General features: G+C 68.1%; 25 protein-coding genes and 1 tRNA gene. 11 read left to right on the top strand and 15 right to left on the bottom strand.

The features are described 5' to 3' along the window. Positions 1 to 63: 63 nt before the first annotated feature. From ABZ717_RS08320 to ABZ717_RS08310, 3 genes are all read right to left on the bottom strand, one after another. Positions 64 to 1,425 carry a GntP family permease gene (locus ABZ717_RS08320; RefSeq protein WP_358507245.1) on the bottom strand — a complete coding sequence of 454 codons (1,362 nt, stop codon included), beginning with the start codon at positions 1,423 to 1,425 and terminating at the stop codon, positions 64 to 66. Next, positions 1,422 to 2,666 carry a glycerate kinase gene (locus ABZ717_RS08315; protein WP_358507242.1) on the bottom strand — a complete coding sequence of 415 codons (1,245 nt, stop codon included), beginning with the start codon at positions 2,664 to 2,666 and terminating at the stop codon, positions 1,422 to 1,424. The genes ABZ717_RS08320 and ABZ717_RS08315 overlap by 4 nt, the downstream gene beginning before the upstream one ends. Before the next feature lie 70 nt (positions 2,667 to 2,736). Beyond that, positions 2,737 to 3,822 (bottom strand): sugar diacid recognition domain-containing protein, encoded by a 1,086-nt coding sequence (locus tag ABZ717_RS08310; RefSeq protein WP_358507240.1) that lies wholly within the window; start codon positions 3,820 to 3,822, stop codon positions 2,737 to 2,739. A 334-nt stretch (positions 3,823 to 4,156) separates the two neighbouring features. On the opposite strand from ABZ717_RS08310, the gene ABZ717_RS08305 reads away from it, so the two are divergent. The 6 genes from ABZ717_RS08305 to ABZ717_RS08280 all read left to right on the top strand — a co-directional run bounded on the left by ABZ717_RS08305 (position 4,157) and on the right by ABZ717_RS08280 (position 12,130). Beyond that, positions 4,157 to 4,229: transfer RNA gene (locus tag ABZ717_RS08305), tRNA-Lys, on the top strand. Positions 4,230 to 4,719: 490 nt separating this feature from the next. Then, on the top strand, positions 4,720 to 5,616 hold the full coding sequence (locus tag ABZ717_RS08300) for an Lrp/AsnC family transcriptional regulator (protein ID WP_358507238.1): 897 nt from the start codon (positions 4,720 to 4,722) through the stop codon (positions 5,614 to 5,616). Positions 5,617 to 5,719: 103 nt separating this feature from the next. Continuing rightward, positions 5,720 to 7,318: a hypothetical protein gene (locus ABZ717_RS08295; RefSeq protein ID WP_358507236.1), complete on the top strand. Its 1,599-nt coding sequence runs from the start codon at positions 5,720 to 5,722 to the stop codon at positions 7,316 to 7,318. Beyond that, positions 7,315 to 8,631 carry an MFS transporter gene (locus tag ABZ717_RS08290; protein ID WP_358507235.1) on the top strand — a complete coding sequence of 439 codons (1,317 nt, stop codon included), beginning with the start codon at positions 7,315 to 7,317 and terminating at the stop codon, positions 8,629 to 8,631. Before ABZ717_RS08295 ends, ABZ717_RS08290 begins: the two co-directional genes overlap by 4 nt. A gap of 694 nt (positions 8,632 to 9,325) precedes the next feature. After that, entirely contained in the window at positions 9,326 to 11,128 is a 1,803-nt protein-coding gene (locus ABZ717_RS08285) for a S9 family peptidase (protein ID WP_358507234.1), read from the top strand. Positions 11,129 to 11,407: 279 nt separating this feature from the next. Beyond that, entirely contained in the window at positions 11,408 to 12,130 is a 723-nt protein-coding gene (locus tag ABZ717_RS08280; RefSeq protein WP_358507232.1) for a DUF3159 domain-containing protein, read from the top strand. Positions 12,131 to 12,269: 139 nt separating this feature from the next. Here ABZ717_RS08280 and ABZ717_RS08275 read toward each other — a convergent pair whose 3' ends face one another. The 4 genes from ABZ717_RS08275 to ABZ717_RS08260 form a co-directional block, all read right to left on the bottom strand. Then, positions 12,270 to 12,521, bottom strand: coding sequence for a DUF397 domain-containing protein (locus ABZ717_RS08275; RefSeq protein WP_358507230.1), 252 nt, complete (start codon positions 12,519 to 12,521; stop codon positions 12,270 to 12,272). 252 nt (positions 12,522 to 12,773) lie between these two features. Continuing rightward, positions 12,774 to 12,962: a DUF397 domain-containing protein gene (locus ABZ717_RS08270; RefSeq protein WP_358507228.1), complete on the bottom strand. Its 189-nt coding sequence runs from the start codon at positions 12,960 to 12,962 to the stop codon at positions 12,774 to 12,776. A gap of 31 nt (positions 12,963 to 12,993) precedes the next feature. Next, positions 12,994 to 13,185 carry a DUF397 domain-containing protein gene (locus ABZ717_RS08265; protein WP_358507273.1) on the bottom strand — a complete coding sequence of 64 codons (192 nt, stop codon included), beginning with the start codon at positions 13,183 to 13,185 and terminating at the stop codon, positions 12,994 to 12,996. Between the two features lie 8 nt (positions 13,186 to 13,193). Next, positions 13,194 to 14,033: a helix-turn-helix transcriptional regulator gene (locus ABZ717_RS08260; protein ID WP_358507226.1), complete on the bottom strand. Its 840-nt coding sequence runs from the start codon at positions 14,031 to 14,033 to the stop codon at positions 13,194 to 13,196. 187 nt (positions 14,034 to 14,220) lie between these two features. Between ABZ717_RS08260 and ABZ717_RS08255 the strand changes: the two genes are divergently transcribed. The 3 genes from ABZ717_RS08255 (at position 14,221) to ABZ717_RS08245 (ending at position 15,654) form a co-directional block, all read left to right on the top strand. Next, on the top strand, positions 14,221 to 14,478 hold the full coding sequence (locus ABZ717_RS08255; protein WP_358507224.1) for a hypothetical protein: 258 nt from the start codon (positions 14,221 to 14,223) through the stop codon (positions 14,476 to 14,478). Continuing rightward, positions 14,478 to 15,008 carry a hypothetical protein gene (locus ABZ717_RS08250; RefSeq protein WP_358507222.1) on the top strand — a complete coding sequence of 177 codons (531 nt, stop codon included), beginning with the start codon at positions 14,478 to 14,480 and terminating at the stop codon, positions 15,006 to 15,008. Before ABZ717_RS08255 ends, ABZ717_RS08250 begins: the two co-directional genes overlap by 1 nt. Positions 15,009 to 15,342: 334 nt before the next feature. After that, positions 15,343 to 15,654: a hypothetical protein gene (locus tag ABZ717_RS08245; RefSeq protein ID WP_358507220.1), complete on the top strand. Its 312-nt coding sequence runs from the start codon at positions 15,343 to 15,345 to the stop codon at positions 15,652 to 15,654. Between the two features lie 99 nt (positions 15,655 to 15,753). On the opposite strand, the gene ABZ717_RS08240 is transcribed toward ABZ717_RS08245, so the two are convergent. Next, positions 15,754 to 16,725 carry a peptidoglycan DD-metalloendopeptidase family protein gene (locus ABZ717_RS08240; protein ID WP_358507218.1) on the bottom strand — a complete coding sequence of 324 codons (972 nt, stop codon included), beginning with the start codon at positions 16,723 to 16,725 and terminating at the stop codon, positions 15,754 to 15,756. Between the two features lie 315 nt (positions 16,726 to 17,040). Then, positions 17,041 to 18,015, bottom strand: coding sequence for a helix-turn-helix domain-containing protein (locus ABZ717_RS08235; protein ID WP_358507216.1), 975 nt, complete (start codon positions 18,013 to 18,015; stop codon positions 17,041 to 17,043). 124 nt (positions 18,016 to 18,139) lie between these two features. Here ABZ717_RS08235 and ABZ717_RS08230 point away from each other — a divergent pair, with 124 nt between their 5' ends. Further along, a complete protein-coding gene (locus tag ABZ717_RS08230) occupies positions 18,140 to 18,769 on the top strand; it encodes an isochorismatase family protein (protein ID WP_358507214.1) in 630 nt (209 codons plus the stop codon). A gap of 26 nt (positions 18,770 to 18,795) precedes the next feature. Here ABZ717_RS08230 and ABZ717_RS08225 read toward each other — a convergent pair whose 3' ends face one another. Then, positions 18,796 to 19,707: a LysR family transcriptional regulator gene (locus tag ABZ717_RS08225; RefSeq protein WP_358507212.1), complete on the bottom strand. Its 912-nt coding sequence runs from the start codon at positions 19,705 to 19,707 to the stop codon at positions 18,796 to 18,798. Between the two features lie 131 nt (positions 19,708 to 19,838). Here ABZ717_RS08225 and ABZ717_RS08220 point away from each other — a divergent pair, with 131 nt between their 5' ends. Continuing rightward, entirely contained in the window at positions 19,839 to 20,294 is a 456-nt protein-coding gene (locus tag ABZ717_RS08220) for an ester cyclase (protein WP_358507210.1), read from the top strand. Here ABZ717_RS08220 and ABZ717_RS08215 read toward each other — a convergent pair whose 3' ends face one another. The 5 genes from ABZ717_RS08215 to ABZ717_RS08195 form a co-directional block, all read right to left on the bottom strand. Further along, complete coding sequence (locus ABZ717_RS08215; RefSeq protein ID WP_358507208.1) at positions 20,295 to 21,038, bottom strand: MBL fold metallo-hydrolase; 744 nt, start codon at positions 21,036 to 21,038, stop codon at positions 20,295 to 20,297. A gap of 104 nt (positions 21,039 to 21,142) precedes the next feature. After that, positions 21,143 to 21,802: a response regulator transcription factor gene (locus ABZ717_RS08210; protein WP_358507207.1), complete on the bottom strand. Its 660-nt coding sequence runs from the start codon at positions 21,800 to 21,802 to the stop codon at positions 21,143 to 21,145. Beyond that, the gene (locus tag ABZ717_RS08205; protein ID WP_358507205.1) at positions 21,799 to 22,965 is read right to left on the bottom strand and encodes a histidine kinase; all 1,167 of its coding nucleotides are present in this window, start codon (positions 22,963 to 22,965) and stop codon (positions 21,799 to 21,801) included. Before ABZ717_RS08205 ends, ABZ717_RS08210 begins: the two co-directional genes overlap by 4 nt. Next, positions 22,962 to 23,612 carry a CPBP family intramembrane glutamic endopeptidase gene (locus tag ABZ717_RS08200; RefSeq protein ID WP_358507203.1) on the bottom strand — a complete coding sequence of 217 codons (651 nt, stop codon included), beginning with the start codon at positions 23,610 to 23,612 and terminating at the stop codon, positions 22,962 to 22,964. The genes ABZ717_RS08205 and ABZ717_RS08200 overlap by 4 nt, the downstream gene beginning before the upstream one ends. Positions 23,613 to 23,654: 42 nt before the next feature. Beyond that, complete coding sequence (locus tag ABZ717_RS08195) at positions 23,655 to 23,792, bottom strand: hypothetical protein (protein ID WP_358507201.1); 138 nt, start codon at positions 23,790 to 23,792, stop codon at positions 23,655 to 23,657. Between the last annotated feature and the right edge of the window lie 106 nt (positions 23,793 to 23,898).

Genomic DNA, 23,898 nt, shown 5'->3' with positions numbered 1-23,898 from the left:
CCGCATGCGGACAAGCGAAAGGGGCCCGGGTGGATCACCACCCGGGCCCCACGGTCCTCTCTCCTACAACAGGAAGACGCTCAGGAGCATGATCGTCGCGAAGGCCGCCAGGCCCTCGATGGCCGTCGCCACCGTGAGGGTCCGGTAGGCGGTCGCCACCGGGATGCGGCTGAGCTGCGAGACGACCCAGAAGTAGGAGTCGTTGGCGTGCGAGACCACCATCGCGCCCGCGCCCACCGCGAGCACGGACAGCACCATGCCCATCGTGGAGTCCAGGCCCAGCGAACCGAGCATGGGGGCGAGCAGCGCCGAGGTGCTGACGATCGCCACCGTGGACGAACCCTGTGCGGTCTTGAGCGCCGCAGCGATCAGGAACGGCACGGCCAGGCCGATGCCCAGGCCACTGAGGTTGTCCGCGAGGAAGTCGGTCAGCGGGGAGGCGGCCAGCACCGCACCGAAGGCCGCGCCGGCACCGGTGATCAGCAGGATCGGGGCGGCGATGGTCACCGAGTCGTTGATCTGCTCGTTGAAGCTCGTCAGCTTCCCGTTGCCGCGCAGTAGCGTCAACGCGGCGGCCAAGCCGATGATCAGCGCGATCACCGGGGTGCTCAGGAAGGAGGCCACCTCGAACAGGGTGCCGCCGCCGAGCGGCTGCGAGGGGAGCTTGACGAACGAACCGAAGCAGATCAGGAGCAGCGGCAGCAGGATCGGCAGGAACGCGAGGAAGGCGTTCGGCAGCTTGCCGTAGCTCTCACGCAGCTCGTCGTAGGAGCGGGTGTCGATCTCCTCCTCGCTGGAGGCGGGGATCGGGGTGAACTCCTTGCGGGCGAAGGTGCTCGCGTAGATCAGACCGGCGATCGCGGCCACGGCCGCCACCGGAAGACCGAGGGCGATGATCAGCCCGAGACTGTCGGTGACGCCGATGTTCTCCGCGGCGGCCAGCGGACCCGGGGTCGGCGGCACCAGCGTGTGCGTGGCGTACAGACCGGTCATCAGCGCGATCGAGGTGGCCAGCGCGGAGACCCCGGTGCGCACGGTGATGGCCTTGCGCAGCGAGTTCAGGATGACGTAACCGGAGTCGCAGAACACCGGGATGGAGACGATGTAACCGATCAGGGACATCGTCAGGTTCGGGAACCGGGTGCCGATCACCTTGATCAACGCCTCGGCCATCGCGATCGCGGCGCCGGAGCGCTCCAGGATCACACCGATCATGGTGCCGAACAGGATGACCAGGCCGATGTTGCCGAGCGTGCCGCCGAACGCCTCCGTCACCGTCGTGACGATGTCCGCCAGCGGCAGACGGAAGGCGAAGGCACCGAGGATGGCGGCGCCCATCAGGGCGAGGAAGGGGCTGACCTTCCAACGAGCGGTGACGAGCACGATGCCCGCCACCAGGAGAACGAGGATGAGGAGATCGGTCACGGTCGTGGTTCCTTAGTGGTGCCCGGCACGGGTCGCACGGTGCTCGGGGGTCCGGGGTGGGTGAGGAGACGACAGCACTGGTAGGCCGTCGAGGTGATCTCCGGGAGGGCCTCGTCCCGCATTTCCTCCAGCGTCCGGGGGCCCGGAGCGATGGAGAGGGCCGCGGTGACCCCTGAACGGCGGAGCTCGTCCGCCGTGACCGACACGCTGCCCGCGATCACCACGACGGGCACGTGGGCGGGGGTGAGTCGGCGCACCGCGTCGACCACCTTCCCGCCGAGGGACTGACTGTCGAACCGGCCCTCACCGGTCAGGACCAGGTCGGCCGCGCCCAGCAGCCGTTCGGCGTCGAGCACCTCGGCCACCATCCGAGAACCCGGGAGGAGTTCGGCGCCCAGGATCGAGGAAAGGGTCGCGGGCATACCGCCGGCGGCGCCCATGCCTTCCACGTCCCGCAGGCACGAGCCGGTGACATCGGCCAGCACGTCGGCCAGCCGGCCGAGCCCGGCGTCGAGCACCTCGACGTCCTCCGGGCCGGCGCCCTTCTGCGGTCCGAAGACGGCGGCGGCGCCCCGTTCTCCGACCAGCGGGTTGGTGACGTCGCAGGCGATCCGCCACCGGACCTCGCGGGCGCGCGGGTCGAGCCCGGACAGGTCCACGTCGGCCAGGTTCTGGAGGTGGCCGCCCCCGTCGGGGAGTTCAGAGCCCTCAGCGTCCAGGAAGCGCGCCCCGAGTGCGCCGAGCATGCCGGTGCCGCCGTCGGTGGACGCGGAACCGCCGATGCACAGCAGGATCTCCTCGACCTCGCGGTCGAGGAGTTCGGTGGCCAGGCGGCCCACGCCCCGGCTGCTCGCCTCGCGCGGTCGGAGCTCGACGTCGGAGACACCGGGCAGGCCGTTGGCCTCCGCCGCCTCGATCACGCCGGTCCGGCCGTCGTCGGAGACGCCGAATCGGGCGCGGGTGGGGCGACCGAGCGCGTCGGTGGTCTCCACCGTGAGGGCGTCGGTGCCCCAGGCGCCGAGCAGGGCGTCGAGGGTGCCTTCGCCGCCGTCGGCGAAGGGCAGGGTGTGGACGGTCACGGCCAGGTCCTGCTCGGCGAACGCCTCACGGGCACCTTGGGCCATGGCCTCGGCCACCTCGACGGCGGACGCACTGCCCTTGAACGAGTCGGGGATCACCGCGACGCGTGCGACGGCCGACTCGTCATGTTCGTGCAACTCCTTGGACATGACGCAGATCATAGAATCCCGTTCGGTGCATTTCGACGGCGTAGCGCCCAGTCTTCCTGCGCCTTTGTTCGGGGTCTATGTGCTAAATGCCCAGTGCCGTCTCCGCGTAGAGACACATGTGCAGTGTGGTCAGGTGATCCGGGCGACGGATGTCCAACCCCGTCGTGGTCCGGATCCGCTCTACTCGTTGCAGCAGGGTGTTGCGGTGGACGTACATCGTGTCGGCGGCCTCGCGCATGGAGGCGGAGGACGCCATGGCCTCGACCGTGCGGCGCTGGCCCTTCGTCAGTGGGGTGGCCGTCGCGGCCATCCGGGTCAGGGAACGGCGGGGCAGGTGGGCCACCGCCACCGCGACCTCCCGGGACCAGCTTTCGGGCTCCTCCAGGCTCGGGAGTAGGGCGGCGTACCGGCACAGTGCCCGGGATTCCTCGGCGTAGGACAGGAGGGTCTCGACGTCGTCGGTCAACGGGGTCTGTGTGTGGCGGCTGTTGGAGGACAGTCCCAGACCGTTCGGTGCCGGCGTGCGGCCCGAACCGATCACCCACAGGGCGCCGTGCAGTACCGCGGCTCGTCGGGATCCTTTGCCGTTCACCCTGGTCACGGCGGTCTCGGCCGGTGATGGTGGGGAGGCGCCGCCGTCCTGCCGTGGGGTGTGCGCCGTCCACAGGGCCAGCGACCACGGTGGTTTGAGCCCGGCGGCCATGAGGCGGGCCAGGGCGTCTTCGCCGCGGGTGGTGCCGGAGCTCAAGGACGCGATGAGGTCCCGGGCCTCGGTGTGCCGCCGGCTCACCGCGTCCTGTTCGAGCTCCTGGGCGATGAGGAGTTGGACGGTCAGCGCGACCACCCGGGCCAGGGGTTCGACTTCGTGCGGGCTGCCGGTCACCCCCACCACGCCGCGTAGCTCTCCGTTGATGAAGAGGGGTTCGTTGGCGCCGGGACGGTCGGAGGTGTCGGGTTCGGGCGTGGTGACCAGGACCCTGCGCCGCTCGGAGATGGCACGTTGGGCGCCCCGATGCAGGCTGCCCACGCGGGAGGGGTCGAGGCAGGCGATGATCGTCCCGTGCTCGTCCATCACGTTGATGTTGTGGCTGATCGTGGGTGCGATGAGGTCGACCACCCGCTGGGCGAGCTCGCTGCTCAGGGGTGCCCGTCGCCGGTCTTCGGGCATGCCTCAAGGGTATTGGTGCCGGTCAGGGGACGGGAGGAATCGACCCCCGAACTCCTGGAGGCCGACCCCCAAAGGCACCGCGGCCACCCGCCCGGATCACCGGCCCCGTACACGCTCTTCCCTCGGCGGGGCGCGGGGCCTCGGTCCCGCGGGGGTCGTGCGTACGAGAGGTCGACGTCAGGCGGGCCAGGGAAGGCGAAGGCGATGGCGCTCGGGTTCCGAGCCGGAGCGAATCCGTTGCTCCGTCGGCGTTGGCAGGACATCGGGAACCCTCCGCGCTGCGGTACAGTTGTCTGCGGTTGTGGTCTGGCCAAGGATCCAGGACCACGGTCACGGGCCTCTAGCTCAATCGGCAGAGCAACGGACTTTTAATCCGTGGGTTCGGGGTTCGATCCCCCGGGGGCTCACTCTTCCCGAACCGGGCGTTCCTCATCTTCGAGGGACGCCCTTCGTTGTTACTCGGCCGGTGGGAACCCGTAGGAAGCGCGAGATGTCTCCGATAACGCGCCAACGGGGTGCCCGGTCGGCGGATGCTTCGGCCGGAGATCGGAGAGAGATCCGGCTCAGCGCTCCTCTTCGGCTCGTTCGGCGACCGCCTCCTATCGCTCCGCCCTGCTCGCGGCACAGACGAGGCCCAGGGCCACGGCCCCACCCGCGTAGAGGACCACATCGACGGCCCCTTGCTCCTCGCTCTGGGAGGAACCGATCGGCCGGCCGACCAAGAGCACCGCGAACGTGAGAACGATCGCGAGGAGGTGGGGCCAGAGCGTTTTCGTGGCCGTCTCGCCGGTGATGGCGGCCCGTATACGGGTTCGAGGGAGGTCGAGGGCACGCGGTGAACGCTTCGGGCCGGCACTGTGGAGCCCGTAAGACCGACATGAGGCTGGATGGGACACCATGGTGCTCGACGACACGGACCTGAGATTGCTGCGCCTGCTCCAGCGCGACGGACGCGCCAGCTACGAGGCCCTGGCGCGGGAGGTCGGACTCTCCCGCACCGCGGCCCGGATGCGCACGAACAAGCTGCTCGACAGTGGCCGGATCCGGGTCCGCGGAGTCGTCAGGCCCGAGGTCACCGACATCACCACGGTCGGACATGTGTCGGTGGCCATCGAGGGCTCCGCCGAAAAGGCCGCGAGCGCCCTGTCGCAGGTCCCGGACGTGGTCTACCTGGCGGTGGCGGCGGGCCGGTATCCCCTGACCGCGGAACTGCGCACCACGGGGATGGAACGGCTCGCCGACGTGGTGGGGCGGATACGTGCGCTACCGATGGTGCGTGACGTCGACACCCTGGTCTACAGCGCGATCCTGCGTGACCGCTTCCAGGCGGAACGCCCCTACACGCCCACGGAGCTGGACACGACCGACCACGTACTGCTGAGGGAACTCCAGCAGGACGGCAGGATGCCCTTCTCCGAACTGGCCGTGCGCGCCGGTCTGTCCGCGCCCGCCGCGCGTGCTCGTGTGCTCAGGCTCGTGGAGGCGGGCGTTGTGCACGTGGGCGCCATGGTCGTGCCCGGCGCCCTGGGCGTGGAGTTCCTCTGCGGTTTCCTGCTGGCGGTCGACGATCCCGAGGGCGAGGCCCTTTCGGGTATCGCCAGGTCGGAGTCGACGGTGTTCCTGGCGCGGTGCATGGGGCGCGGAGACGCGGTGGGCACCGTGGTGGGCGCCTCCCTGGATCAGGTGCTCCAAGAGTTGGATCGGCTCCGATCGACGCCCGGAGTGAGGCTGATCGAGTCGTGGATGCACCTACACCTGGCCAAAGAAACCTATGAAACCGACTTTGGTAGCTGAAAACTTTGCAGAGATAGGTCTTGCCAAACTTTTCATCCACTAGATACCTTCCAATGTGTCGACGCGTTATTTGTGCTGCTCGACACATCGGAGGAGAACACCTATGGACACCGCCAAACGCGACGCGCATGCCTGGATGGATGCCCACAAGGACCACCTGTCACAGTGGCACCGCACCATCTGGGACTACGCCGAACCCGCCTGGCGTGAGTACCGTTCGAGCGCCTGGTACGTGCGGACCCTGCGCGAACACGGCTTCGAGGTCGAGGAGGGCAGCGGCGGCATGCCGACGGCCTTCTCCGCCACCTGGAGCAACGGCCCCGGCCCCACCCTGCTGACCTACGCCGAGTACGACGCGGTTCCCGGTAACTCCCAGGCGCCGGTGGCCAACCGTGAGCCGCGCGAGGGGCAGAGCGAGTTCGCGCCGGGGCACACCGACCCCCACTCCGCCCTGGGCATGTCGACCCTGGCGGGGCTGCTCGCGGCCCAGGACGCGATGAAGCGCAACGGAATCGGCGGCACCCTGCGCTACACCGGCGAGCCCGCGGAGAAGGTGCAGGGATCCAAGGTCGTCCACGGTCTACGCGGCTACTACGACGACGTCGACGCGATCATCAGTTTCCACCCCTTCTACATGCTCCCCCTGTGCAACACCACGCGGTGGGACACCCAGTGCGGCTCCTACTACAGCCGCGTGTACACCTTCATCTGCGATGAACCCGAGACCTGGCTGGCGGCCGACGAAGCCAGTCCCATCCCGGCCTCGCACTCCTCCGCACGCGCTCCGGGCGCCAACGCCGCCCTGTTCACGATGTACTCACTGACCAAGACCACCCAGGAGTCCATGCTGCCCTCGCACGGCGGCTGGTCCCTGACCGAGGCTCTGCTCCCCGGAGGCCAGGCCACCGCCGACAACCTCCCCGCACGAGTGGCCTCCATCCAGTACTCGTGGCGCTGCCCGGACCTGGACATGGCCGAACGCGTGCTCACCGTTTTGGACCGCAACGCCGAGCACGCCGCCCAGGCCTCCCACGCACGCCTGTCCACACGCTGGGTGGCCCGCAACCGTCCGGGCATCACCAACCACACCCTCGCGGAGGCCACGTTCCGCAACCTGGCGGAGGTCGGCGCCCCGACCTACGGCCCCGAGGCCGTCGAGGCGGCGCGCATGATCCAGAAGAGCCTGGGCTTCGAACCCATGGAAGACCCCTTCCTGGACGAGTGCCAGAGCCTGATCGAGCCGAGGGAGGCCGAGCGGTCGCTGCGTGAGCACATGCCGTCCTGGCAGACCAACTGGACCAGCGACGACTACGTCGAGATGACCTGGTACGCCCCCACGGTGCGCTTCTACGTGGCCCGCCCCGCGCTCAAGGTGCCCCAGGGGTCGCCCGGATACCCGTCCTGGGTGATGAACGCCCTGGGCGGCATGCCCGAGGCCATCGACCCCACCATCGACACCGCCGGGCGTACCGTGGCCGGCACCCTGCTGGATCTGCTGCGCGACCCCGAGACCCTGGCCCGGGCCAAGGAGGAGTTCGACCGGCGTCGCGCCGAGCGCGGCGACACCCCGGCCCTGCTGCCCGCGGACTTCCTCCCGCCCACCGAGCTGCCTTGGCCCGACTACGACAGCGGTACCGGTGCCTGGTCCCCCGCGGTCTCCTTCGAGACCGACGACCACGGACGGACGGTGCAGAGTCGATGACCGCCACCACATCCTCCGCCAAGGTCACCAGCTCCTCGCGCCGGGCCGCCATCGGATCCTTCATCGGCAGCACGGTCGAGTGGTACGACTTCTACGTCTTCACCATCGCCGCGGCCTTCCTGATGGGCCCCCTCTTCTTCCCCCTCAGCGAGAACCCGTTCATCGGGGTCATGGCGGCCTTCGCCACGCACGCGGTCGGGTTCTTCGTCCGGCCCCTGGGCGCTCTGGTCTTCGGGCACATGGGTGACCGGGTCGGACGCAAGAAGATCCTGGTCACCACGCTGCTCCTGATGGGTGTGGCCACCTTCTTCATCGGTCTGCTGCCCACTTATGAGCAGATCGGCATGGCCGCGCCCGTGATCCTGGTGGCCCTGCGACTGCTCCAGGGGTTCGCCGTCGGCGGCGAGTGGGGTGGCGCGGTGCTGGTGGCCGTCGAGCACGCCCCCGCGCGACGTCGCACCTTCCTGGGCTCGTTCGCCCAGCTCGGTTCCTCCGCCGGCTCCCTGTTGGCGACCGGGTCGTTCGCCCTGCTGAGCCTGATCGGGCAGGACTTCCTGATCAATGGTGGCTGGCGCATCCCCTTCCTCTTGAGCGCGGTGATGGTCGTCATCGGCCTGGCCATCCGGATGAAGGTCGACGAGTCACCGGTCATGACCGAACTCCAGCGCACCGAGGGCGTCTCACAGCGTCCCGCGGTCGAGGCCGTCCGTGGTTCCTGGCGCCAGATCCTGATGGGTATCGGCCTTCTCTCGGTCGGCGTGGGGGGCTACTACGTGGTCACCAGTTTCGTGATCACCTACGGCACCGTGGACCTCGGCCTGTCCGAGAGCATGCTCCTCAACGCCATCACCGTGGCCTCGCTCGCGGAGTTCCTCTCCGTCCCCGTCCTGGCTCTGCTGGGAGATCGGGTGGGCGCGCGCCGGGTGATCGGCTGGAGCATGCTTCTGGTGGCGGTCGCGTCGATTCCTCTGTTCGGACTCATGGCCACCGGTAGCGTCGTGCTCATCTGGGGCGTGATGTGCGTCGTCCGCATCGGCATGGCGGGCTCCTACGGTCTCGTGGGCTCGGTCCTGGCCGAATCCTTCCCCGCCCGCACCCGCTACACGGGTATCTCGCTGACCTACCAGCTGTGCGCCATGATCTTCGGTTCCATGTCGGCGCTGGTCGCCACGGGTCTGCTGGCCCTGACCGGTTCGGCGTGGTCGGTCGTGGGCTACCTGGTGGCCATGTGTGTTCTGGGAGCGGTGTGCAACAGAGGGCTCTCCCGATACGGGCACCACATGGACGCCGTCGAACGGAACGCGGGAGCGTAGCCGTGCGCGTCCGCGGACGGGGCCGGGCTCAGTGGAGACCGGCCCTCGCCGGTGGGTCTCCGGTAACACGACAGGGCCCGGCCAGGCTGGAACAAACCGCCACATAGCGGCGCGAAATCCCCCGGTCCCGTGGACTTCTCGTCCGTGGGTTCAGGGTTCGCTCCCCGGGGGCGCCAGAAAAACCCCAGGTCAGTGCGTGTTCAACGCGCTCTCGACCTGGGGTTTTCGCGTGCCAGGGGCTTCGCCGCACCTCTATGCGTGCTCCTAGCGGGCCTATGGATACATGGTCGGGTTCACCGAGCAGGGCGTCGGTGGTCGCGGAGCCGTACACATAGCGGCGCTGAAGCATCTCCCGAGTCGGCGCCGAAGCGGTACTCCCGCAGGGGACGGCATGGTCCTGGCACGGAGGGCCTGTCCAGATCAGACCGACCGCGAACCAAGGGTGCCCGCGGTGGTGCCCCGCCCCCACGATTCTCCCGTCTCGACCCGTGCGTCGCCCAGTAGCGGTGTGTCATCTCCCGCCCGTGACATTCGTGGAGTCCAAGTCATGACGCGGCATCACTTTTGGACACACGCGACGCGCAAAAGACTGTGTCGTGGACGCGGTGGTCGAGCCGGAGCGTCCCGGGCCCGAGGTCGGCCCGGCGCCGCCGGCTCCGGACCGCGACTTCCAGACACCAACGAGAGGAACGACATGGCACTGCCGACCCTGATCTCGGTCGAGGACATGTTCGGCTCACCGGAGCGCACCCGGCCCCTGATCTCGCCGGACGGCACCCAGGTCGCCTTTCTGGCCCCGTGGAGGAACCAACTCAACGTCTGGCTCCAGGACCTGGACACCGACACCGAGCCGCGCTGCGTGACCAACGACGAGACCCGCAGCGTGATCCGCTACGAGTGGGCCGACGACCCCCGTTGGCTGCTCTACCTCCAGGACGTCGGCGGTGACGAGAACTGGCACCTGTACCGCGTGGACCTGGATTCTCCGGATGTTGACACGGTCGACCTCACACCGTTCCCCGGAGACAGGGTTATCGGTTTCGAGCCCGTCGCCGGGCGCCCCGGTAAGAGGAAGCTGGTGATCGGCAGGGCGGCCGGGGGCATCGAGACCCACGAGCTGGACATCGCCTCCGGGGAGATCGTGTCGATGGAGGAGGACCCCGAGCACCTGGCGGCCCTCAAAATGGCCGAGGAGAGCGAGTGGCTCGACGGCACCGACTACCCCCTGGGCGTCTTCCCGACCACGATCACGCCGGACGGCACCGGGATGTGGATCGGTTCCCACCTGGGCACCGACCGTACCCGGCTGGTGCGGGTCGACTTGGCCACCGGAGAGGGGACCGAGGTCGACAGCCACCCCACCCTCGACATCGACACCCGGTCCCTGGTCTTCCCCACACTCCCCCCACCGCTGATCCAGGGCCGGCGGGGAGAGTTGCTCGGGGTGCGCTACCTCGGGGAACGGCAGGTGATCCACGCACTGGACCCGCACTTCGCCGAGGTCCTGGAGAACCTGGAGAAGCTGTCCGAGGGAGACCTCTCCGCCGTGTCCACCGACGAGAGCGGACAGCGGTGGGTCGTCACCTTCACGCACGACCGCGACCCCGGGGTGACCTGGTTCTACGACCACGCCACCGGTGAGAGCCGGCTGCTGTTCCGGCCCTACCCGCACCTGGACCCCGAGGCGTTGGCACCGATGCGGCCGGTCACGATCACCGCGCGCGACGGACTGGAGTTGCCGTCCTACCTCACACTTCCCGTAGGGCTGGACCCCGTAGGGCTGCCCATGGTGCTGCTGGTCCATGGCGGGCCGTGGGCCCGGGACAGCTGGGGGTTCGACCACTCCGTGCAACTGCTCGCCAACCGTGGCTACGCGGTGCTCCAGGTCAACTTCCGTGGATCGACCGGGTTCGGCAAGGCCCACATGGAGGCCGCGATCGGCGAGTTCGCGGGCAAGATGCACGACGACCTGATCGACGGCGTGGACTGGGCGGTGGCGCAGGGCTACGCCGACCCGGAGCGGGTGGCGATCTTCGGTGGTTCCTACGGCGGCTACGCGACGCTGGTGGGGGTCACCTTCACTCCGGACCGCTTCGCCGCGGCCGTCGGTTACGTCGGCGTCTCGAACCTGGCGAACTACATGCGGACCCAGCCCGAGTTCGTCCGTCCCGCGCTGGCCAACAACTGGTACCGCTACGTCGGCGACCCCGACGTCCCGGAGCAGGAGGCGGACATGCTCGCCCGCTCGCCGATCAGCCGGATCGACGAGATCCGCACACCGCTGATGCTGGTCCAGGGCGCGAACGACTCCCGCGTCGTGCGGGCCGAGTCCGATCAGATCGCCGAAGGGCTGCGCGCTCGCGGGGTGGACATCGAGTACATCGTCTTCGACGACGAGGGGCACGGGTTCGTGCACCCGAAGAACCTGATCACCATGTTCGACTCCGCGGAGCGCTTCCTCGCCGAGCACCTGGGAGGACGGACCGAACAGGGCTAGCCGATCAGGGCTGAGCGCCCGCGAAGAACCGAACACCCGGACGGCTCCACCCGTCCGGGTGTTCGCGTGTGGGCGGAGCGTGATGACCAGGGGCGGAGCCAAGACCAGTGACACCACGTCATGGGTGCGCCCCCAGGAATGTCATGCGCGGGTGTTGACGTGAGGGCACTGCCGGGCCAACGCCCCAACGGCTTGAATACAAGAGAAGGAGAACAGAGGAGCAACCGCTTAAAGGCCGAACCGCCCCTTTCAAAACTTTCGAAGGCAGGAGAAGCCCCCATGAGTCACCAGACCGCGATCACGAACTTCGAGCAGGAAGACCGGAACGCGCAGGAGGTGCGGGACGCGCACTCCGAGCAGCCGGTGGACATCAAGCAGGAAGTGCTCAAGGGCCTGGGTGGTACCTCGGGGATGATCTACTCCGTTCTGCCGGTCGTGGTCTTCGCGATGGCAGTCCCCTTCCTTTCACTGTTGGCCGCGATCGGGGCCGCGATCGCTGTGGCCCTGCTGTTGGCCGTGTATCGGCTGTGGCGTGGTGAGCAGGTCATGGCCGCGTTGGGCGGGGTCTTCGGTGTGGCTGTGGCCGGTGGTGTGTCGGCCGCGACCGGGTCGGCCAACGACTTCTTCCTGATCGGGATCTGGGCGTCGCTGGTGGGGGCGGTGATCCTGCTGGTGACGTTGGTGGTTCGTCGGCCGTTGACCGGGGTCATCTGGAACGCCGTCCATGGTGGTGAGAACCCCTGGCGTGAGGAGCGGGGCGTGCTTCTGGTGCACGATCTGGCGACCTTCGCGGTGATGGTGATGCTCGCCGGCCGGTTCGTCGTGCGGCAGTGGCTCTACATGGCTGATTCCACGACCTGGCTCGCGGTCGCCGACACGGTGACGGGCTTTCCGTTGACGGCGGTGGGCGCGGTGGTGATCGTGTGGGCGTTCCGTCGCTCCACCAAGCGTCTGCGCAAGAACGACACCGCCGAGACCGCCACCGCACCGACCAGTGCATAGACCAGCGCGCAGGGCCGACCTGACGAACACCGCGCCATCCATCGAACGGTGGGTGGCGCGGTGTTCGTCGTCTCCGTGGTGGATCGGGGCCGAACAGGCGATCCGATCCAAGGTGCGGTCGGTCAGGTGCTGTTCAGCCCTACTGCCCGCTGGAGCGGGCCACGGCCAAGAGGGCCTGCCACTCGTGGCTGTTCCCGAAGTAGAGGTGTCCGAGATGCCTGTTCTGGGTATCGCGCACGGCTGCGCCGACCGGGAGATCGGCGACCTCTACACAGTTGTCGCCTGAGCCGCCGTAGGACGACTTTCGGAAGCAAGCGACCTCGACACACTCCTGCGCAGTAGTGCTGTAGCTGCTCTTGTGGAACGTGAGTTCTTCGGTGTGGGTGCGCACGTGTGAGTCCTTCGCTGGAGGTAGGGGCGCCTTTCGGCTCGTACCCAACCTTGCTCGCGCTTACGTCCCAGGTTCAGAAGGACAACGTCCCGAACCCCTGACCAGCTGTGGCCACCAAAGAGTCGGCGAATCCTGCTCCCTGCCACTCTGCACGGAAGAGCTCGCACTCGTCGAAGAACGAGTTATAGGCAGGGCGTAGTGTTCGCGGGAACAAGCGAAGGGAGCCCTCACTCTTGTGGGGCTCCCTCTTTTCTAGGGTCGAGTGATGCGCAGCAGCGCGATCCACTCCGTCCCTGGGAACGGAAGGTGGCCGCGCTCAGGGTGCTTGGAGTCGCGGACCACAGCGCCTCCGGGGACGTCGGCAACGGAGACACAGTCACTGCGGTCGCTGTAGCTGGAGGTGCGGAAGTCGAGGGTGTCGAGGGTGGGAATTAGGCTCATGGGTGCCCTCTCCGGGGATTCGGCTGCCCTGCTACTCCTTGACCGTAGCGCTCAAAAGCGCAGCCCACTCCGAGGAAGAGAACGCCAAGTGGCCAAGTTGCCGGTTCTGGGTATCCCGCATCGCTGAGGCACCTGGCAGGTCTGCGACCTCAACGCAGTTCTGCCCCTGGGGCTGACTGTAGGAAGACTTACGGAAAGCGGAGGCGGGGATAGTCGAGTTCATCATCGTCCCTAGGTGATCATTTCTGTCAGGCGTGCCACGGTCTCATCCGGGGTGAGGGCCGCGATGCGCAGATGGCCGAAGGTGTTGCGGTAACGCGCCACCTCGTCCGGTTCCTCCAGGTACAACCCGTCGGTGTCAGTCTCCAGAAAGACGATCGTCGGGTCGACTGCCTCGGGGAAATCCATGATGACGAAGGGTCCGCCGAGTCCTGGTGTCAGCCGGTAAGCAGGAGTCATCTGGATGGTGGTCGTCGGAGCCTGCGCCGCATCCAGCAGGTAGGAGACTTGTCTTTCCAGTACCTCAGGGTGGTCTGACAACGCGAGTAGTGACGCCTCGGAAAACACCGACCACAACTCTGGTGGGTCGCTGTTGAGGATGCGCTGCCGTTCGAGTCGGGCATCAACAGCGCGCTGAATGCTGTGTTCGTCTCCGACTCTCGCCGCTCTGGCCAGGACGCGGGAGTACTCGGGGACTTGAAGCAGGCCAGGGATCACCAATGGTTCCCAAGTACTGATCACGTGTGCCTCAGCCTCGAACCCGATGAACTTTCCACTGAGAACGTCCCGGTACCTGGACCACCAGCCACTCTCGCGCGACTGCCTGACCAGGTTCAGGATCTCCTCACGTTCCTGCTGCTCGGTCACCTTGTAGGCGTCCAACAAGGCCCTGACTTCGTGAACTTGAGGGCGCTTCTTCACACCCGATTCGATGTTGCTGATCGTGGTCCGTGACATCTCAGCAGCTGGAGCAGCCTCGTCAAGGGTCATCCTCGCGGCGTCGCGACGGCGTCGAAGCTCATCGGATAGGCGTCGGCGGCGGACAGTAGGGCTGTAGCGCTGCGTCGTCATCTCTCTCCAAGTAGCTGGTCGCGATTCGAATCCTAGATCCTGGTTGTCTTGAACTAGACATTCCGGGATTTCCCGGACCGGATTTCAGCTTAGTCTCGAAAATCGGAAATTCAGGTTCCATGATGAGGCTAACTTGAAATCCCGGTCGGACCAACCGCCCGGAACCCTGAGCGCCAGGAGCCGCGCCATGTCGCGTTACCTGAACCTGTCCGAGCCGACGTACGTACGCCATCGTGCCGCCGAGCCGATCCACCACCGTTGCCCCCGTAAGGCCGGACGGGTGCGTATCTACGCCTCGTCTCCTCGAACCCTTGCCGAGACAAACCAACCGCGTTCGCCTCGTCCGCCACTGATCCCGGCTCCTCGTCGGCCGCTGGAGGCCGTGCCCTCGGAAGTCCTTCCCGCCGCGCTCGTCGGACTCCACCGGCTGGAGGTGGCGATCTGATGCTCGACGCCCACACCGGAAACCTGCTGTCCACCGTCGAAGACGCCTTGCGCCCGCCGCCGCACCTGACCCCCGGGCAGCTCGGTGACTGGTACTCCCACACCCTGCGCAACCGGCTTCCGCTCATTGGCGACGCGCTGCGCATCGCCCACCAGGAAGGGGATGCCGAGCTGGCCACGCGGTTGATCGACCAGGCCGTCGCCGACCACCCCACGCCCGGCCGCGTCGACACGGCCGGCCCTCGGATGGTCGTTCCACGTCCAGCACCGGCCCAGGACTCAACGGACGGCGAACTGCCCATCCCCGAACGAGTTCTCTGCGCCCTGATCTACCGGCATTGGGACCTGACCATCGAGGGCCGGCCGCCCCAGGAGAAATACGTGGCCCGCCGCCCGCTCACTTGGGCCGGGGAGGGTGACCGCTTCGAAAGCATCACCGCTCCTAGCCGCACCGAACTCCTGCGTCGGCTCGCCCACCGCCACCTGGGCACCTCCACCCGGTTCGACCCCGAGCCGCCGGACGCGGCCTGAGGCCCCCAACGAAAAAGCTCTGGCGGGTGCATGAACACCCCCAGAGCAGGCCGTCAACCAACCCGGATTCGAAGAGAAAGTTGCCGACATGGCCATTGTGCCGCATGCCCGGACTCAGAGTCACACCTTCACCACATCTTCGGCCCCCTTCCGCGACGGGCCGGGCATGACAGCGGCGAATAACAGGGTGCGCTCCGTCCTGGCCGCACCTCGGGGGCAGCGATTCTCCCGGCCGGGATCTGCCCGCCCGACCACCCCACGACCTGGCCCCTTCCGCCCCGTGAACCCCCGGCCGGAATCGCACCAGGCCCGGCAGGAACGGCTGCTCCGGCAGATGCCCGACAACCCCCGGGTCGCCTACATGCTTGAACACGGCCCGCTCCCGCACTGGATGATCGTGGCTCGTGAACGGAGGGGACAAGCCGAGAGGGAAGCCCGCGAGAGCAGGGAGGCAAGGGCCGCCGACGAGGCATTCCTCACCGATCTCCCCGGCATGGCCTCAGCCAAGCCCCGGGGCCGTCATCGGGCCCCGCGCCGGAGGCGGAGCGTGCCCGCTCTGGCCATCAACGTGGTTTTGCTCCCGGGAGCGGCGGTTGTGGCGGCAATAGGCCAAGCGGTAGTCGAGGCGGTCGGGTTCTTGCTCTGACCACGGGCACCAGAACCGCGGCCGGCGGCACCTCGAACGTGTTCGAGGTGCCGCCGGCCCGATCACTCACGGAATCGACCGACGCTTGGCAAGAGCCGGTCAGCCCACCAACGCTCTCCAGGTGATGGGTCCGCCCTCACCATCGACGACCAGACGGTTCAGGCTCTGGTAGGTGCGCACCGCGGAGTGCATGACCGGGCCGAAGTTGCCATCGACCAACAACCCGGCGCTTCGCTTGTTCATCACCTGCTGGAGCCCGCGCACGTGGGATCCATCGGCCGAGCTCTGGTCGAGCGTGTAGATCAGGTGAGGCCAGGTGAGGGGGCCCACCTGACCGTCGTCGACCAACCCTTGGCCACGTTGGAAGGCCTTGACCTCGTTGACCGACACGGGCCCGTAGTAGCCGTCGATCTCCAGCGAGCTTCCCCGCTGGTTCATCAGGTACTGAATGGCCCGGACCCGAGCCCCGTTGGACTCCGGGTCGATCTTCGGCCAGCCACCACCCAGGTCGACGCCTCGCGCGGTCATGAACGGCACCGGGTTGGTCGTCGGCCCCAACCCACCCGTGTGGGTCTCGAAGTGCAGGTGGGGTCCGGTGACGTTGCCGGTGGTGCCCATGTCGCCGATGCGCTGCCCGGCCGAGACCGAGGCGTTGAGCGCGACCCGGTAGGCGTCGAAGTGACCGTAGTAGGTGTAGACGTTGCCGCCGTGGGAGATGACGATGCCGTTGCCGGTGCGGCCGGGAAGGCCACCGCCCCAGGAACGGCGGATCACGGTTCCGGCCGCCGCCGCGTAGACGGCCGTGCCACTGGAGTTGGTGACGTCTTGCCCGGCGTGGGTGACATTGCCGCGCGGCGCGCCGTAGTGGCCTCCGTTGGGGAAGTAGCCGAGGGCGGGGTTGCACCAGGCGCCGTTCATTGCCGAGGCGTGTGCCGGCGTGGCACCGGCGATACCGGCGACCGCGATCGCGGCACCCACACCGGTGCCGAACAGGGCGCGGCGGCTCAGAGGGTTGGGGGACTTTTCGGCTCCGCTCGGAGCGGGGGTTGAAGCCGAGCAGGAGTCGCACATGGGGGACCTCCGAAAGGAAAGCTATCTACTTGTGAGGGGTAACTCAGGGAAAATTTCCTTCTGGGTTGGGATGGTAGGCACCTGATCTCGACCTGACCAGAGAGTTTCTCCCTTTTTTCCTGTTTTCTCCTGGCACGACTTCGGCAAAAGCAAGGACCGTTTTTCCTAAAAATGTCCCAGAATGTAGGGTTCCCTCCCATTTTGGGGTGAGGGAACTCCCTAGCGTCCGGAAACCCGGCGCGTTCGACATGTGCGCGGGGGCGCGACAACGAGGAGGGACACGTGCAAGCCCCACCTCGGAGGCCGGGGCATCGACTACACGGAATGCTCGACGGGGGCTTCGACGTGGTCGGTGAAGCGGTTCCGGTAGGACGTGGGCGTGGTCGCGTAGCGCGCGGTGAAGTTCTGCCGGAAGGTGACGGGGCTGGCGAACCCGCAGGCCGCGGCGACGTGGGCGATGGGCCGGTCGGTCGTCTCCAACAACCTGCGGGCCTCATCGAGTCGACGGGTCAGGACCCAGCGGGCCGGACTCACCCCCGTGGTCTCGCGGAAGCGGCGCGAGAAGTTGCGGGGACTCATGCTCGCGCGCCCGGCCAACACCTCCACGGACAGACGCTCGTCCAGGTTCTCCAACGCCCACGCCATCGTCCCGCCGATGGCCCCTTCCTCGGGATCGTCGAGAACAGGACGATCGATGTACTGGGCCTGGTCACCCTCTCGATGAGGCGCGATCACGAGGTGTCGGGCGACGGTGGCGGCGACCTCCGAACCGAGCCGGGAACGGACGATGTGCAGGCAGGCGTCCAGCGCGGAGGCCGTGCCCGCCGAGGTGAGCACGTCCCCGTGGTCCAGGTACAGCGCGTTCGGGCTCACCCGGACGGCGGGATGACGTGCGGCCAGTTCCTCCGCCGCCGTCCAGTGCGTGGCCGCGGTACGTCCGTCGAGGATCCCGCTGCCCACCACCGGAAAGGACCCCAGGCACAGCCCGACGATCCCCGCTCCCCGTGAGTGCGCGGCGCGGATCAGATCTCTCAACCCGGGCTCGGGTTCTGGGAGGTGGACCGGCCAGGAGGGGAAGACGAGCAGGTCGGCGCGCTCGGCGACGGCCGGGCCGTGCAGGTCGCCCACGCCGACCCCCTCCTCGGAGCGAACAGGGCGCCCGTCGTCGCTCCACACCTCCATGCTCCAGCCCGTGTCCGGGTACCGACGGGACAGCTCCCCGAACACGAGCAGTGGCGCGGCGAGGTGGAACGTGGTGATCCCGTCGAAGACGCGAATGGCGATCCGCATGGGTTGTCCTGATTCCATCGAAGATGTGCATCTATGCCACTCACGCTACCCCGTCATGGAGGGCGAGGATCGGAATCGGAGGCGTCGTCCGCCTCGCATCGACCCGAACGTGAAGGAGAGCACCATGTCCGCTCCGCGCCGAGCCCTCGTCCTCGTCGACGTCCAGCAGGAGTACTTCGACGGCCCGCTGAACATCGAGTACCCGCCCCGTGAGGAGTCCCTCGCCCGGATCCTCCAGAGCCTGGACGTGGCAGAGCGGGCCGACGTGCCGGTGGTCGTGGTCCGACACCAGTACCCCGAGGGCGCCCCGGCGTTCGTGGCCGGTACCCCCGGATACGAACTCCAGCCCGACGTGAGGGCCCGCACCGGCAACGCGGCCAAGCACGTCACCAAGAACCTCTCCAGCGTCTTCGCCGACACCGACCTGACGGACTGGCTGCGCGCGAAGGACATCGACACGGTCACCCTGGTCGGTTACATGACCAACAACTGCGTCCTCGGCAGCGCCGCCGACGCCGAACGGCTCGGGTTCGCGATCGAGGTCCTCTCCGACGCGACCGGCGCCATCCACATGTCCAACGAGGCCGGTAGCGTCAACGCCCGGCAGGTGCACGAGACCCTCATGGTCCTGCTGCACTCGAACTGGGCCGCGGTCGCCGACACCGAGGCGTGGGCCGAGGCCGTCTCCGGTGGGCAGGAGCTCCCTAAGAGCGACCTGGTCACCACCGCCGGCAAGGGTCGCGCCGCCCACTGACCCACGCCATCACGCACGGGGGCGGGTCAGGGCGTCTCCTCGCGTATGGCCGAGGCCGCCTCGCGAAGTGAGCCGGTGACCAGCTCGTGGAGTTCGGTGGTCTCCCACGGGGTGACGGCGAACACCGACCGGCCCAGCCACGTGGGGTCATCGACGCGTACGACGCCGACGCCCGCGGGTACCGAGGGCGCGAGCATCTCCGGCAGGAGACAGATCCCGAGCCCCGCGGAGACCAGGCCGAGCCGGGCGGTCCAGCTGCGGGCACGGCATCGGACGACGGGGTCGGCGAGTGTCGGCCAGGCACCGAAGCGTGGTTCTTCGCGGGATCCCCGCCCGACGATCCACGGCTCGTTCGCGATCTCCGCGAGGGGGACGCGGGACGTGCCGTGGAGTCGGTGCCCGGTCGGTACACCGACACAGAGCTCGCCGGTCTCCAAAGGGGTCGTCCGTAGGCCTTCCAAGGCCGCCTGGGGCAGGCCCTGCCCCATGGCGACGACCGCGACGTCGAGGCGCGCGGCGGAGACCTGTTGAACGAGGGCCGGGGACGACGCCTCGGCCAACGTGAAGGCCAACCTCGGGTGCTGTTCCGTCAGACGGGCCAGGGCCCGTGGGAGCAGGGCGGCGTTCGCGGCCGGGAAGGCCCCCACCCGCAACCGCAGTTCCCGGTCGGAGGCCGGTTCGTCGATGCTCTGTTCGAGGTGTTCGAGTCGGGTGAGGGTCTCGGTGGCGAATCGAGCGACCACGGTGCCCGCACGGGTCAGGGACACACCGCGCGGGTGGCGGACGAAGAGCCGTTTGCCCACGGCGGCCTCCGCCGCGGCCACCTGGCGTGAGACCGCCGGTTGGGAGTACCCGAGGACCCGGGCGGCCTCGCTCAGGGACTTATGCGTCGCCACGGCGCGTACGACACGGAGTGAACTCATCGAGATGTCGGGCATCGCCCCAGCCTAGCCATGCGGAAAGGTTATGGATATCGACGAAGACCTGCATATCAGTTAGGGACTAGCCCTATGGCGGGGAGGTGTTGGAACCATCGACGGTAGAAGCACCAGAGACAGGGACACCCGCCATGAGTGAATTCATCTCGCCCGACGACACCAGGTACGACGAGCGCTCTCGGGCGTTGGTCCGCATCGGTCGCGAGGCCATCGCGGTGGCCGACGACGAGAAGCTCGACCGGTACTTCGCGGAGGACTTCGTTTTCCACGGACCGGACGGCGACATGGGGTACGTGGAGCTCAGGTCGTTCTTCGCGGCGATGCGGGGCGCCTTCGAGGGGTTCGCCTGTGAGCGCAGGGAACTCGTCGCCGAAGGCGCGTTCATCGCCGCTCGCACGTCGATGTCGGGCGTGTTCACCGCCCGCTTCGACGCTTCGCCCATCGGACCCATCGAGCCGACCGGAAAGCCGATGCGGCTCGAACTGATCAACTTCTTCCGCTACGACGAGGACGGTCTGCTGGCCGAGGAATGGGTCCAGTACGACAACCTCGACTTCCTGCGCCGGCTCGGTGCCGATCCCTCCTGATCAGTGCTCGCCCACGTCCACGGCTCGGCTCACCGCCGCCCTGATCCCCCGGGCCCAGGGAAGGCCGTGGCCCGGCAGGACGAGGGTCGCGTCCGTGGCGACCAGGGCGTCCAGGGACGCCAGCGCCTGGTGGGTGTCCTTGGTCGCCGCGGACGCCACGATCTGGGGGCCCGAACGACCGGTGTAGGGGTCGAGCGTGACCAGGGCGTCGCCACTGATGACGGTGCCGCGACCCGGAAGGTGCAGCGAGCAGTGACCGTCGGTGTGGCCGGGGGTGTGGATGGGCACCGGCCGCCCGGGTACCGGCAGGGCGGTGCCGGTCGTCATCGGCTCGACCCGTTCCACCCCTCGCACGTTCAGGGCTCCCGCCAGGCTCATCCGCGCCAACACCGGCAGGGACCGGGGATGGGTGAGGGGGTAGAGAAAGCGATTCCGCTGAGGTGTGTACCTGTACGGGTGGGCGGCCAGACGTTCGTCCCGGGTGTGGACGAACACGGGCACCCTCAACTCCCGCCGTACCCGGTCGGCGAACCCCACGTGGTCGAAGTGGCCGTGGGTGAGGACCAGGGCGCGCACGTCTTTCGGTGTGCGGCCGCATCGCTCCAGGGTCCGCAGGACCATGGGCCACATGGAGGGAAGACCCGCGTCGACGAGGGTGACCCCGTCGTCGTCCTCCACGAGGTAGCAGTTGACGTGTGCGTGGGAGACGACGTGGACGCCGTCGGTGACCATGCCGATCTTCACGGGTGACCTCCTGCGCTCCGGGCCTGTTCGACTACCCGGTGCCGCACGCGTACAGTCGCGCCCCCGTCGTTTTTCTCGGGGAGCGGTCACCGTGCCCGAACGGGTCAGGCCACCAGACCCTGACGGTAGGCGTAGATGACCGCCTGCACACGATCACGAAGGTTCAGCTTGGTGAGGATCCGTGACACGAAGGTCTTCACCGTCTCCTGGCTCAGGGTGAGCGCGGAGGCGACCTCCCGATTGGACAGACCCTCCGCCATCAGGCGCAGCACCTCCAGCTCGCGGGGGGTCAACGGGGTGTCCTTCTGATCCCGATCGACCGGTCGGACTCGGGCGGCGTACGTGCCCACGAGCCTCCGGGTCACTTCGGGGTCCAGCAGCGCCGCGCCGGTGGACACGGTCCGGATCCCGTGCAGCAGCTGCGCCGGTGGCGCCTCCTTCAGCAGGAAACCGCTGGCCCCCGCGCGCAGTGCCTCGTACACGTACTCGTCCAGGTTGAACGTGGTCACCACGAGCACCTTGGTCGGCTCGGCCACCCCGACCCCGGCCAACAGACGGGTTGCCTCGATGCCGTCGAGCACCGGCATGCGCACGTCCATCACGACCACGTCCGGCTTCGACCTGGCACAGAGGTCGACCGCCTCCTTGCCGTTACCGCACTCGGCGACCACCTCCATGTCCGGCTGGGCGTCGATGACGGTGGTCAGACCGGTACGGATCAGCATCTGGTCGTCGCAGACCAGGACCCGGATGGTCTCGCTCATGAGCGGCCTCCCACGGGCACGCGAGCCTCCACGGCGAAACCGCCACCGTCACGTTCACCCGCGCTGAAGTCGCCGCCCAGCACCTCGACGCGTTCGCGCAGGCCGGTCAGACCCCGTCCGCTCCCACCCGTGGACGAGACCTGAGTCCCGGACCCGTCCGTGTCGATCCGCACCGTGATCTCCTTCTTTCCGTGGCGCACCCGAACCGAGGTGGGGGTGCCGTGTGCGTACTTGAGCGCGTTGGTCAGGGCCTCCTGCACGACCCTGAAGGCCACGAAGTCGGCGCTGCCCGACGACTCGGCGGGGGTGCCCTCCTCGGAGAACTCCACCGGCTGACCTGCCTCGCGGGTGTGCTCCACGAGCTCCGACAGAACACCGGTATGCGGCATGCGAGTCTCGGCGCCCTGATCGGTGCCGTGGTCGGGGTCGATCAGTTCGAGCAGGCGCCGCAGGTCGGAGGTGGCTCGACGGCCGGTGTCGGTGACCGAGGAGAGAGCCTGGTCGAGACGGTCGGGAGCGGCGGTCAGGTACCGGGCCGCCTCCGTCTGCACCACCATGGCCGTCACGTGGTGGGTCACCACGTCATGCAGTTCGCGGGCGATGCGGGCCCGCTCGGCGGCCAAGGCGTCCTGGGCGACCCGGCGACGGCGCTCGGCCTCGGCGATCCGGGTGGAGCGCACCCACGAACCGATGCCCCACACCAGGGCCACCGCCAGGTAGAACACCACGAACTCGCTCACCGGCTCACCGGTGCCGATCTGGTACAGCACGACCGCCAACGGCAGGTACGCCAGGGAGAACAGCAGCGCGGTGAGGCGTCGCCGCCGCTCCAGGTGCACCCCCGCGCTCAGCACGGCGATGGCCAGGCCGGTGCCGGCGACCGTGTGGTAGCCGAGGAGCTGGTCGACGGCGAAGCCGACCGCGATCAGTGTCAGACAGAGCGTGGGCCACCGCCGACGAAGGGCGAGCGGGAAGCTCTGTAGGGCGATCACCACGACGGCGATGGCGTCGAAGGGCCGGTCCGGCACCCCTCCGACCTGCGTGCCGTAGTTGAAGAACATCGGCATGAACGAGGGGACGAAGAGAAGGAGGACCAGGGGGAGGTCCCGGATGGTGACGTCGAGCCGGCGCCACAGCTCGGGGACGCGCAGAAGAGCGCTCATCCGGTGAGTGTAGCGGCGGCCACGCGATCGGAACGACGCATGGGCACCAGGTTCCGGCGCCGACGGGCGACCCACAGGTACACCACCGTCGCGAGTACGAGGAACACCAGCGAGTACAGGCTCGCCTCCGGCCCGAAGTCGCCGCCGGTGATGAGCAGTGGCCCCGAGGTGGTGGCGTCCAGCAGGCCCGCGGGGGTGCCGTTTCCGGAGACCTCGGTGCTGAAGATCGCCGAGGCCGCGAAGTTCCAGCCGAAGTGGATGCCGATGGGCAGCCACAGGCTGCGGGTGGCCACGTACGCGACGGCGAGCAGGCCACCGGCCCCGACCGTGATGATGGCGATGCCCAACAGGCTCGCGTTCGGGTTGGGCAGGTGCCACAGGCCGAACAACACCGAGGACGCCACCACCGCGATCCACGTTCCGGCGCCCCTCTCGATGAACCGGAACAGGACGCCGCGGAACAGCACCTCCTCGGTCACCGCGGCGGCGGCCATGAAACCGAACAAGCCCACCGCGCCGGTCGGTGACCCCATGCCGTCGACCTTGTAGTGGCCGAGGAAGGCGATGTTGACGATGACGCACGCGAACAGCAGGACACCGACCAGCGTCCCCCCGCCAAGACCCGCGAAGACACCCTCGCGGGTCACGTCCGTGACGGTCACATCCTTGGTCAGGCGGAGCACCCACCGCTAGAGGGCCAGCGTGAGCACCGCTGTCAGCAGGCCCAGCCCGAGGGTGAGCCATGGGTCGCCCTCGACCAGCATGACGGCCTGACCACCGACGACACCGGCCACCATGACGGCCAGTAGCTGTAGGAACAGCTTCATGTTCTTCCCCTTCACCGAGTCCACGGACGGATCACCGCGGCTGTGGGGAAAACGCTACGGATGCGGGCTTTCGGGGTCGTCACCACGCGGTGGACACTTGCGTGTG

Source organism: Nocardiopsis sp. NPDC006832, assembly GCF_040635885.1.
In the GTDB taxonomy this organism is placed as follows: domain Bacteria; phylum Actinomycetota; class Actinomycetes; order Streptosporangiales; family Streptosporangiaceae; genus Nocardiopsis.
The sequence above is the reverse complement of the archived record's forward strand: the minus strand, read 5'-3'. Positions and strand labels throughout refer to the sequence as shown.